The 11,390-nt window shown below is 66.1% G+C and carries 10 protein-coding genes and 1 pseudogene; 10 read left to right on the top strand and 1 reads right to left on the bottom strand.

The window, feature by feature from the left end; all coding sequences use genetic code 11:
* The first annotated feature begins 352 nt into the window (after positions 1–352).
* On the top strand, positions 353–991 hold the full coding sequence (locus tag ACWGJB_RS26465; RefSeq protein ID WP_453382574.1) for a hypothetical protein: 639 nt from the start codon (positions 353–355) through the stop codon (positions 989–991).
* Positions 992–1,199: 208 nt separating this feature from the next.
* On the opposite strand, the gene ACWGJB_RS26460 is transcribed toward ACWGJB_RS26465, so the two are convergent.
* A complete protein-coding gene (locus tag ACWGJB_RS26460) occupies positions 1,200–1,730 on the bottom strand; it encodes a proline dehydrogenase (RefSeq protein WP_453382573.1) in 531 nt (176 codons plus the stop codon).
* A gap of 243 nt (positions 1,731–1,973) precedes the next feature.
* Between ACWGJB_RS26460 and ACWGJB_RS26455 the strand changes: the two are divergent.
* The 9 genes and pseudogenes from ACWGJB_RS26455 to ACWGJB_RS26415 all read left to right on the top strand — a co-directional run bounded on the left by ACWGJB_RS26455 (position 1,974) and on the right by ACWGJB_RS26415 (position 11,312).
* Positions 1,974–3,343, top strand: a pseudogene (locus tag ACWGJB_RS26455) (IS1380 family transposase).
* Positions 3,344–3,527: 184 nt separating this feature from the next.
* On the top strand, positions 3,528–4,301 hold the full coding sequence (locus ACWGJB_RS26450; protein WP_453382572.1) for a hypothetical protein: 774 nt from the start codon (positions 3,528–3,530) through the stop codon (positions 4,299–4,301).
* The gene (locus tag ACWGJB_RS26445) at positions 4,298–5,425 is read left to right on the top strand and encodes a PD-(D/E)XK nuclease family protein (RefSeq protein WP_453382571.1); all 1,128 of its coding nucleotides are present in this window, start codon (positions 4,298–4,300) and stop codon (positions 5,423–5,425) included. Before ACWGJB_RS26450 ends, ACWGJB_RS26445 begins: the two co-directional genes overlap by 4 nt.
* Positions 5,426–5,871: 446 nt before the next feature.
* Positions 5,872–6,135 carry a hypothetical protein gene (locus tag ACWGJB_RS26440; RefSeq protein ID WP_158778598.1) on the top strand — a complete coding sequence of 88 codons (264 nt, stop codon included), beginning with the start codon at positions 5,872–5,874 and terminating at the stop codon, positions 6,133–6,135.
* Positions 6,136–6,290: 155 nt separating this feature from the next.
* Positions 6,291–7,091, top strand: coding sequence for a hypothetical protein (locus tag ACWGJB_RS26435; protein WP_383902239.1), 801 nt, complete (start codon positions 6,291–6,293; stop codon positions 7,089–7,091).
* Positions 7,092–7,408: 317 nt separating this feature from the next.
* On the top strand, positions 7,409–8,641 hold the full coding sequence (locus tag ACWGJB_RS26430; RefSeq protein WP_453382570.1) for a helix-turn-helix domain-containing protein: 1,233 nt from the start codon (positions 7,409–7,411) through the stop codon (positions 8,639–8,641).
* Between the two features lie 5 nt (positions 8,642–8,646).
* Positions 8,647–9,201 (top strand): flavoprotein, encoded by a 555-nt coding sequence (locus ACWGJB_RS26425; protein ID WP_453382569.1) that lies wholly within the window; start codon positions 8,647–8,649, stop codon positions 9,199–9,201.
* A gap of 429 nt (positions 9,202–9,630) precedes the next feature.
* Complete coding sequence (locus ACWGJB_RS26420) at positions 9,631–9,933, top strand: helix-turn-helix domain-containing protein (RefSeq protein WP_453382568.1); 303 nt, start codon at positions 9,631–9,633, stop codon at positions 9,931–9,933.
* A gap of 392 nt (positions 9,934–10,325) precedes the next feature.
* Positions 10,326–11,312, top strand: a complete 987-nt coding sequence (locus ACWGJB_RS26415) for a phosphotransferase family protein (RefSeq protein ID WP_453382567.1) — start codon at positions 10,326–10,328, stop codon at positions 11,310–11,312.
* The last annotated feature ends 78 nt before the right edge of the window (positions 11,313–11,390 follow it).

Genomic DNA, 11,390 nt, shown 5'->3' with positions numbered 1-11,390 from the left:
GGCGAATGTGAACACCGGGCGAACCATCGTCCCGACTTTCCATCACCGACCCTGCGCGAGCGAATCAGCGAAAGGAGCCCTCGCGATGGAAGGAATATCCGCGCCCGGGAATTCGGTTGAGGTAGTCTCAACCCTGCCGTCGGAAGCGCCCGATCACAGTATCAAGTACGTCTTCAAGACGTCAGACAGGGCTACCTTCGAAGCCGTGCAACTCTGGGAGGGAGAGCATCAGGCATATTCAGTGTGCATGTCGGCCCAAGCAGGATGCAGATATGGCTGCACGCACTGCGCCACTACCTTCGCCCGCACGCCCTTCGTTCGAAATCTACAGACGGAGGAGATTACCTCTGCGGTGGAGCAGCTGAATGAGGAAGTGAGGACACAGCAAGGCCCCCTCGTCTGGGTCGATTTCGCCGGGGTCGGAGATGCTGCCGCCAACTGGACTCACGTCACCGCAGCCGCGAGAACGATCGTCGGCCGGGAGTTGGCTCGGGAGGTGAAGGTGACCAGCATCGCCCCGCAGGCTTGGGTGCGTAATCTCCTGAAACCCAAGGCTTGGCTCCCGGATCGCTTCATGTTCTCGCTGCATGGCGCCAATGCTGCTCAGCGCAGGGTAGTCATCCCACGCGCGGACGACCCGTCCACCGTCTTGCCTCTGTGGGCGGCCGTGGCTGAGATACGCCCGGTGCGGCTGAACTACGTTCTTTGCGAGCACAACACGCGACCGGAGGATGAGGCGGCGCTGATCGATCTGCTCGCTCCCTACGCCGGACGCTTTCTCCTGTTGCGGCTCTCCAGTTTCAACCCCGTAAACGGCAGCCCCCTGCGCCCAAGCCAGCGGGAAGAGGAATTCATCACCGCTCTCTCCCATGGCTTGAACGGCTGGACGGTCTCCCATCACTTGTCTGCCGGCCGGGAGTCGGCGGCTGCCTGTGGGCAGCTTCGTGCAGACATCCTGGAACTCGCTCCACCGACCAGGCGCCCAGGATGAGAACCTCAGAAAAAAAGTGACCAGTGCTGCTCTTCGTTCCCCAGTGAGGCGCCTGGGGCAACGGGGTCGGGACCGCACGCTTGTTGAGTGTGCGGGCAGTGCCGCCTTGCCAAGGGCGCCTACGGCGTCGCTACGCGATGGGTGGGTGTTTTTGACCCCTGACTCCGCAGGCCAGCCCGTCCCGAGCGGCGCAGCAGTCACGGGACTATTAGTAGACGCGTATCCGGCTGTCGCCGAGGACGTCGGCGGCCGCTGCTCGGAGGCCCTTCACGGCCTGGTACAGCACGTGCTCCCGCTCGGCGGCGAGCGCGGTGTCCGCGGCCTTGCGGGAGGTGTCTTCCGCGTGGGCATCACGCACCATCCGTCGCATGACCTCGGCGAGGTCGTCGGCCGCGCGGACCACAACGTAGAGCGCCTCCGCCACGGAAGGCGGACCCTCGAGGATGACGAACTCAGCGGCCCGGTGGACGCCGCGGACCTGGGCTGCGAAGCGCTCCATCTTCTCGTCGACGTCCCGCAGGTCCGGTCGGTCCGCCCGCAGCGCGTCGCGCACTGCGTCCAGGGCGACATCGCGGTCGTACACCGCGCCCAGGTAGTTCGCGTAGGCGTCCCGGCGGTGCTGCCGGCGCCACTGGCCGAACTGCGAGCGCGCCGCCGCGCGCCCAGTGACCATCGCGGAGCCCAGGGTGGCAAGTGAGCCTACAGCGGCGCCGAGCAGCGCGGTGAGTCCAGCATCCATGGCCCCATTCTGCCTACCGCCAGGCTGAGTTGAGGCGCAGCCAGAAGCGAAACCAGTTTGCGAGGCGGGGTTGAGCGCCAGGTCGGCTGGCTGTACTGGTAGCTGGTGGACTCCTGGTTAGCCTCGCGCTTTCGCGAGTGGGTCTGTACGGGCCTTGATCAAATAAGTGGAGAGTGCTGCTGACCTGCAACGATGGGACTTGTCGAGGGTCCTGTCAGCTGCGAGGAAAGAAGCACTCTCCAGGTGAAGAAGCGTAGCGGGTCGTATCCGCGTGTCCGTGTCGAGGGCGGTGGCCGTGGGGTGGTCTCGCAGACCGGGTCGATGCTGCTGGCCGAGACGGTCCGCAAGTCCGGTCTGGACACCGCGATATCGGCGGCACTCACGCCGTGGCGCAAGCCGCGGGCCGTGCACGATCCGGGGAAGATCCTGCTGGATGTGGCCGTAGCCGTCGCGCTCGGCGGGGACTGCCTGGCCGACATCGGCATGCTGCGGGCCGAGCCGGATGTGTTCGGCCCGGTGGCCTCCGATCCCACGGTCTCCGGTGTCATCGACACACTCGCCGCATCCGGCCCGAAAGCCCTCGCGGCGATCCGGGACGCACGTTCCCGAGCACGGGGCGGGTCTGGGAGCTGACCGGTGCGAACAGTCCGGCCGCCGACGGCCAGGTGATCGTGGACATCGGCGGAGTGCTGGTCCTCGCGCACTCCGAGAAACAGGACGCCACCGCGACCTGGAAGAAGACCTTCGGCCACCACCCCCTCGTCGCGTTCGTCGACCACGGCCAGGCCGGGTCCGGGGAGCGGGTGGCCGCCCTGCTGCGGCCCGGCAACGCAGGCTCCAACACCGCCGCCGACCACATCGAAACCGCCCGACTCGCCCTGGCACAACTCCCCAAGGCTCTGCGGCGGGGACGGCAGACACTGATCCGCACCGACTCCGGCGGCGGCACCCACGCCTAATGGGCAGTGGCGGGGGCGGCGGCTGTCGTATTCCGTCGGAATGACCATCACCGACGCCATCCACCAGGCCGTGCTGAAGATCCCGAAGAAGGCGTGGACGCCGGCCTACGACGCCGGCGGCACCGAGCGGCCCGGCGCCTGGGTCGCGGAGATCACCGATATGCCCGACCTGAGCACCTGGCCCAGGGGATGCGGCTGGTCGTCCGCAAGGAGCGGCCTCACACCGGCGCCCAACTGCGCTTCACCGACCTCGACGGACTGCGGCTGACCTGCTTTGCGACCAACACCAAAGGCGGCCAGCTCGCCGATCTCGAAGCGCGTCACCGACGGCGGGCCCGTTGCGAGGACCGCATCCGGGGCGCCCGCGACACCGGCCTGCGCAACCTGCCCCTGCACGACACCGCCCAGAACCGGATCTGGCTGGAGATCGTCTCCCTCGCACTCGACCTCCTCGCCTGGCTGCCGATGCTCGCCCTGACCGGCGACACCCGCCGCTGGGAACCCAAGAAGCTCCGCCTGCGGCTGTTCTCCGCCGCCGCCCAGTTCGTGAACACCGGCCGCCGCCACTGGCTGCGTCTGCCCACCCGATGGCCATGGACGCCCGTGATCACCAGCGCCATGAACCGGCTCCAGACCCTCCCAAACCCCGGCTGACCAGCCAATTCGACCGTCCCAACAACCCGCACGACCACCCCGGGAGTGGAACCCGGCGCCCACCCCACGCGACAACCGGGCCATCAGCCTGCCCTACCCCCGGAAAAGCCGCACCCCACACGCACAGAGTCCCCGTCAGCGAACTGACGAGGACTCGTGAACGATCGAGGCTAACCTCCATTCCATGCGGTTCACCCTCGATGGCGAATCCTTCGAGCTGACGCCCACGCTTGTTCGTGGGCGTCTTGCTGGTCACGTGCCCGAGGAGATCCGCGAGTACTGGGTCGAAATAGATGGTTTGCGTTGGCCGGTCAAGCAGGTCATCTCCCTTGCCACAGGTGCCAAGCGCAGCCGGTTTCAGTCGCATGACTCTCGGCGGTGGCTGCAGAACCTCGGGTTCTTGATCGGTGCCGGATCCTCGGCCACCGAGAGCGGCTCGGTCCCGCGGCTGACCGGCGCGTCTCGTCGTGGGTCTTTCGACGAGTCCCAGCTCAAGGAACTGGAGGCGCTCGATGTCCGTGTTGCGTTCTCGTGGCTGAGCGCCGGCCCGATCACGCTGGACGAAGCCGGCCTGCCGAGGTTTCCCGGACTCCCGCGAGTGCCGGGGCTCTACCGCTACGATTTCGGTGTGGACGACGACGGCATCCGCGTGCTCTACATCGGGGAGTCCGTGGAGCTGGCCAGGCGAGCCAGCAACTACCGCAACGCCAAGACGGATCGCTCTCGTCAGCGCACCAGCCGCCGCATCCACAAGGAGATCGTCGGCCACTTGGAGTCCGGTGGTTCGATCGAATTCGCCATCGCAACGTCAGTCCGCTGGGGTGACGATGTCGAGCTGGACCTGCGGCTCAAGTCCGCCCGTCACCTTGCCGAGAACGCTGCGGTGCTCCTCGCGCAGTCGCAGTCCGGGATCCGCGTGCTCAACATCGACGCGGAGCTGGGAGAGGACAGCGAGTGAGCAGTCTCCCGGACCTTCGCTTCCTGCTCTCGATCAACAGCGAGAACGCGTGGAGCGATCTGCTCGCCACCCTCATGAATGCCGACCAGGCGATCACCCGCTCCGTGCTCGGGATCGAGGCTGTTGGCCCGCTCCAGATTCGTCGGGAGGTCTCGAAGTCGCGGGGCCGGAAGGCATCGGATCGACCCGACCTGGTGGTGGAGGCGAACGGTCAGGTTGTCGCTGTCGTCGAAGTGAAGCTGCTTGCTGGCCTCGGAATTGAACAGCTGGAGCGGTACTACAAATACGTCGCCGAGGAGGACCGAGACGACTGCCAGTTCGTGGCGGTCTCGCTTCAGCGCATCCGCCTCGACACCACCCATGCCCAGGACTGGCAGAACCTCACCTGGGAGGAGCTCATCGCTCCCTTCGCCTCGTCCCCGGTGCCGTGGGCCGCGACGACCGCCACAGCCTGGACGAGCCACATCGAGTCCCAGGTGCCGGAGGTGGATGGCGACACCGTCTGGAATCAGATCGACGGTATCGACCTGTACCTCGCCCTCCGGCTTCGTGCTGCCTATATGTACGACAACGTCGCCTTGCCCGGCGGCTCATCGAAGTCCATCCAGGAGATCGGCTCCGGTGGCCTGTACGTCGCGATCGTGGACGCCCCGATTCCGGGCAGCGGTTACACCGTCCGCTGGGAAGCCACCGAGAGTTTGCCGACTCAGGACGTTGGCAAGCTCGTCGACAGCAGCGGGCTTCGTGGGGTCGACTTCCGCTTCTTCCTCGTGCAGCAGCAGGTCACCTCCTCCAAGGCCTACGACTGGGATCACCTGGCGCTGCTCTGGCAGGAGTACCTCGCCCAAGAGGACTGGATTCCGTGGAGACCCCATCCGCCGCGCAAGACGTTGCAGTGGGAGAAGGGTGGCGTGGCTCGGCTCAAGGAACTCGGCGCTCCAGCGTTCCTCGGCAATGGCTACGGCGAGGGGCAGGCCAAGCTCAGCGGTGAGGTCGAGTTCGGCGCGCGCTTCGTGCTGCCGCCCTCAACCACACTCAAGGAAGCCGCCGAGCTGCTTAGCAGGGTGGCCGTGATCGGGTCCCGGATGGCGCAGCACGCGACTCAGCCGCGAGGGAGACTGTGATCGCGTTGATCGACGAAGAATCTGATAGCGGCGATGCAGGGGTGGACGGATAGATGACGGGCGACTTTGGACCCGACCGCTTGCGGCAGCTCTTCGGCGACCCGAACGAGGACGGGGTCTACCTTGTAGGCGTCGTGGAATTCTCGGACGATGCGAGCGAGGACCAGTGGTCGTACGTCGGGAACACTCAGATGGGGACCCTGGAGTCAGTTGCCAGCAGGCTCGGCTATGAGCGGCGTGACATCACGATTTCGGAGCCTTACCGAGAGCCTGGCCGTGGGGTGCTGCCGGACGGAACAGAGCTGGCGGTCACCTCGATTACCGTGCGAGGGAGTGCATCCTGGCGTCGGAGTAGCCGGGAGCCAACGCCGGAGGAACGGCTCCGGTGGGCAGGGCATCCAGTGCCACCGCCACCTCCGCCCGAGCCGGTGCCGGTCGGTCCCAACATGGAGACGGCGAGGCCTCGGATCGAGGAGCACCAGGGGGAGGTCTTCTACACGAAGACCGGCAAGTCCTTCACCTACCGGACCAGCCGCTACACCCTGATCATCGTCGAGAGCCGGCGCAACGTGCAGTGGCACGAGATCAGGTCAGCGCTGGAGGCATGGCCGATCGCGGGGCCGTCGGAGATTCCACGATGCCCCGAACGTTCTGGGCGGTACGTCTACGGGATCGTGTCCGACGAGCGGATCCGACAAGGGGACTGGTGACAACCTTGGACCTGCGGCTCTGTGGCGGCTGATGCGATGCTCGCCGAACCTGCCAAATCGTCGGACGCTGCAGCTACGGTCATGGGTGAGGTTCTACTACCGCGTCTTCCTCGTCGACCGAGCGCCGAGGAAGACCCGAGCACTGACGAGGGCGCATGGCCGAGGACCAGGAGTACGACGAGGTCGACGCAGTTGTTCGTATCCCCAAGGGCGAGCGCCTCGCCGACTCGCGGAAGAGCGAAGGCTGGAGTCGTGGGTTCACTCCCAAGACGAGTGACAAGGGGCCGGAGCACGTCGAGATCCGCCTGAAGGCCGAAAAGGAGTCAGGTCTCACAGACAAGCCCGAGATCGTCTACGTCACCGAGTACGTGGAGGATCAGCGTCCTCAGCTCACCCCCGGCCAACAGGCCGTGGCTGACATCGCGGGCCAGATCATCGGTGATCTCGTAGAAATCGCAAAACCTCACGTTGCCCACTGGTGGCACACCCAGGCCGTGCCGGTCCTCGTTGCCAAGGGCGAAGCCTTGGTGCTGAAGCAACAGGCCCGCAGAGCCCAGAAGAAGGCCTTGCGGGCCGGAGCCACGACGACACCTCCTGTTGCTGTCCCGGGGGTCGAGGCTGACGCGCCTTCCCAAGATGTGGCCACCGCGCCCAACGACCCGAAGGTCACTGTGACGAGCGAGCAGTTCCAGCAGATGTTCATGACTTGGCTCGCTCGTGAGGACGCCCAGCAGGCGCTCTGGAGCCTCATCGTGAATGCCGAGGTCGAGGATGGCGGTGCTGCCACCCTGGCACGGCAGCAGGAACTGAAAGAGCTTTCGCCTGAGCAGCGAACCGAGCGGGTCATGGAGTTCTTCGCTACCAACCCCTCGATCCTGGAGGACTTCGCTCGTCAGCTCATGGGCAGCATGGCCCTCGGGCTCGGCGAGACGACTCTCAGGCGCGACCGGGTGTAGGGCCGTGCCGTTTCAGGATGGCGCGTCACTAGTTAAGGCGAGGGCGCACCACGATCACCCCTCTCGGCATACATCCCAATCTGGAATGAAGTGCGGTTCGAGGTGACCGCCTTGGAGGGCCTGGCCCGAGTGGGAGTCCGGACGGTTCTGGACCGAGGAGTTCGGTCGAGCATGGTGTAGCCGGACAAAGTGTCCGGCCCGTTTTAGGCCCGAGAGCGGATGTTGAGCACGGACCCGCAGCCCGAAACGCTCCCTGATCTCGCGGCCTGCTCGGCCGCTACCGTGGATGACGGACCAAAGAGGGGGAGGCAACGCGCATGCGTGGTCTTGGTGATCACCTCAGCATCGGAGAGCGGATCGCGTTCTACCGCGAGCGCCGGGGCTATACGCAGCCTGTGCTCGCCGGTCTCGTCGGTCACAGCACCGACTGGCTGTCGAAGATCGAGCGAGGCGTGCGGAAGCCGCCCAGGATCGACAAGCTCGCTGAACTCGCTCGTGTACTGCGTGTCCCGCTCGGCGACTTGATGGGCCAGCCCGTCCTCCTGGAGGACGAAGAAAAGCACATGGACGACGTGCCGGCCGTCCGCGATGCGTTGATGAGCCCTCGCCGGCTCTCCAAGCTGCTGTTCGGTCCCACGGCGGAGCGGCAGTTGCCGCGGCCGGACCAGGCGCAGGTCTTCGTTGAACGAGGCTGGGGCGACTACCAGGCTGGCGTTCTTGGCGACGTCATCGCCGTCCTACCCGGCCTGTTGAGGACCGCCCAGGAGCTGGAAGACCTTCCGCATGGCGATCAGCGGAGACACGGCCTCGCCGTCTCGGCTCGTACGCATCACCTGGCGGCGACCACCCTCGCCAAGGTCGGCGAGTCCGACCTGTCGTGGCTCGCGGCGGAGCGGGCCATGCGGGCCGCCGACGAATCCGAGGACCCGCTGTCGCTTGTGTCCGCTGCACGCTCCGGTACGCACGCACTGCTGGCTAACGGGCGGTACGAGGACGCTCTCGAACTCGGCGATACCGCGGCGGCCTGGCTCGCCGGTCAGGTTCGCGACGATGACCCGGCTGCCTTGAGCCTGCTTGGCATGATTCATCTGCGAGCTGCTGTGGCCGCCGCACGTCACCAGGATCGCCCCACCGCCAACTCCCTGCTGGAGAAAGCGAATCGGCTCGCCGACCGGCTCGGTTCCGACGAGAACCACTGGCGGACGTGCTTCGGTCCGACGAATGTCGAGCTGCACCGCCTGTCGATCGAGCTTGACCTGGAGAACATCCCGTACGTCGTCGAGCATGGCGGCATCGACGTCTCCCACATGCCGGCGGAACGCGCCGTGTCGCATCGCATCGACTACGCCCGCGGCCTCTGCCTCAGGGGTCGCGTCGACGAGTCCTTCAGCGAATTGCGGGAGGCCGAACGCACCTCGCCGCAGCTCGTGCGGAACAATCCACGCGTACGGGAGACCCTTCGCGACCTGAGGAAACAGTCCCCGGTCACCGGCGGCAGCTACTCGTCCGAGCTGCTGGCGATGGCCCAACGATGCAGGGCGGTGCAGTGAGTTCGATGCAGGGCAAGGTGCTGGGCGTCGTCGGATCGAGCGCCGGCGGGATCGAGGAACTGCGTACAGGGCTCGTGGTCCCGGCGCTCGAACGGGGCTGGACGGTCGCGGTCACGCTCACACCGACCGCAGGTCAGTGGCTCCGCGCGAGCGGGGAGACGACGGAGCTCGAAGGGCTGACCGGCCTTCCCGTACGGGCCGAATCACGCCTGCCGGGTGACTCCCGGCCGCATCCGCCAGTCGACTGCTACGTCGTCGCCCCGGCCAGTGCCAACACCGTCGCCAAGCTCGCCCTAGGTATCTCAGACAACCAGGCGTTGACGCAGGTCAACGAAGCCATCGGGACATTGGACCTCCCGGTAGTCGTCTGGCCCCGGGTGAACGCCGCGCATACTCGCCACCCCGCATGGGAGGGGCACATCAAAGCCCTTCACGATTCAGGGGTGCGGTTGATCTACGGAGACGAGGTGTGGCCGCTCGCCGAGCCGCGGGCAGGGATGCCGGGGCGCCGGTACCCGTGGGAAGCGGTACTGAATGAGGCCGACAGGATTATCTCCTGACGACCCTTCAATAACGCTAAAACCAAGAGGAATTGGACCCGGACAGTCTGTCCGGGTCCTTCGCTATGACTGGCGCCAGTCTGAGGGCATCACCGACTACCGGAGGCAACGGGTGCCCGATCAGGGATTGAGCACAGCGCTCCTCGACACGAAGGCCTGGGTGACGCATCCAGGAGCTGCCCGAACGCACGCACGGATGGGATGGCCGGCAGTGACTACTCGTCTCGACACTCGTCAGATGCCGCCCTCTCGCCGTCGGGCACGGAGCACATCGTCGTGAACGCCGTGAGAAGCGCTCCCGCACCTGCTGGTGCCACCCGGCTCTGCAGCCTCTGCCGATGCCGTCTGAGTCGGTACAACAGGGAAGACCTGTGTGCCGGTTGCAGTCGCGACAACCGGCACCAGGCACGGACCGCGTGCAGCGTCCCCATGGGCGTCTGGCAGTTACCCGATGTCCGGCAAGCCTTGATCAACCGAGACTTCGGGCGCATGTGCCAGCTGATCAGGCAGCACGGTGGGATCCGCCAAGACGACATAGCCGCAATCACCGGCTTGAGTCAGGCCTTCCTGTCGATGCTCGAGTCCGGAGCCCGCAAGCTGACCAACATCGACAAGATCATTCAACTGCTGGATGGTCTGCAAGCTCCGCCAGAACTCACCGGACCGATGCTGCGGCCTAGCATCCATCACGAGCTTCGTGGCTCTGCGTCGACGGCTCTCTCGCGGCGCTGACCTCGCTGTCTTCACCACCGCCGCCTGCGAAGACAGCACCACCGCCCGGAACCTCGCAGCCATCACAACGCCGTAGCACAACGGGCATCTGTCCGGTTCCGAAGATTCACATACCCAAACCGCGCCGGATGGCGGGCTCCACGGGCGAATAGCGTCCATCCGGCCGTTCGAGCCGATATTGCTCAGCCGGGTACAGCGGCGGTGTGCCAGGAACCGCGGGGACATCCCGCGATGAGGCTGGCAGCGGCGCCGCAGACACCGTGAGGGTGATGACCGATGGCCGATCCGTCCTACACATCGCAAGCGAGGTGTTGGCCGTCACCGGGTGGACCTGCCAGGTGCTCGTGAGAAATCCGTCGCGCAGACCGATGTACTTCCCTCACTCTGACGGAATGCCGAACACCATCACCCCGCGTCTCCAGTACAGCGCCACTGCCGTGCGCCCGCGCTGGGACGACCTCCCGCAGGACATCCGTCAGCTCATCTCCCGACGCCTGGGTGGTGTGGTGGACGCAGGGCCGAGCGCCGGAAGCGGGTTCACCAGCGGTTTCGCCGCCGTGCTCCGTGGAGTTGGCGAGCCCGAGTTCGTCAAGGCGGTCAACGCCAACGACAACGCGGTGATCGCCGACTGCTACCAGCGCGAGGCATTGATCAACCAAGCCCTGCCGATTGAGGTTCCGGCCCCCCGCCTGCGGTGGACTGAGGAGACGGAAGACGGATGGATCATCCTTGGCTTCGACGCGATCCATGGTGGCCGCATGCCGGCCGCTCCCTGGAAACCTGACGAGCTTGCCTCAACCCTCGACGCATGCACCATCAAGGCCGAGGCGCTCTCCACGTCCTCGGCGGCACTCCAGAAGGTCGGGCTCAAGCCGATCGGTGACGGCAGCGATTTCGCGGACTGGCGTGACCTCACCGGAGGCGCCACCAGCCCGAGCATCTTGCCGGAATGGGTGCCTACCAACAGGCTCGACGTCCTGGCCGAGCTGGAAACCCACTGGCGACAAGCCGTGGCAGGACATGCAGTCCTCCACCATGACCTACGTCAGGACAACGTCCTTCTCGATACGAACGGATCTGCGTGGATCTGCGACTGGAACTGGCCGTGTCTTGGAGCGAGTTGGTTCGACCTGGTGCTCCTCCTGGCCACAGCGCACGCCGACGGGCACGATGCCACGCCCCTCTTCGGGAGCCACCCCACCGGCCGTGGAGTCGACGACGAGCAGCTCGACTCAGCCCTGGCTGCACTCTCGGGCTTCTTCCTGGTCTCCGGAGCACAGCCCCCAGCGGACTGGTCCCCATACATTCGCCAGCACCAGACTTGGTGCGGCGAAGTCGCTCTGCGATGGCTGTCCGACCGGCGCAGCTGGACGTTCTGAGTCGGGCGGCAACCCGCGCGACTTCGCCACCCGAGGGCGATGGCGGGCACGACTGAGAAGCCTCCGCCGCCTCCCGTC

The organism is Streptomyces sp. NPDC054813, assembly GCF_053611365.1.
The sequence above is the reverse complement of the archived record's forward strand: the minus strand, read 5'-3'. Positions and strand labels throughout refer to the sequence as shown.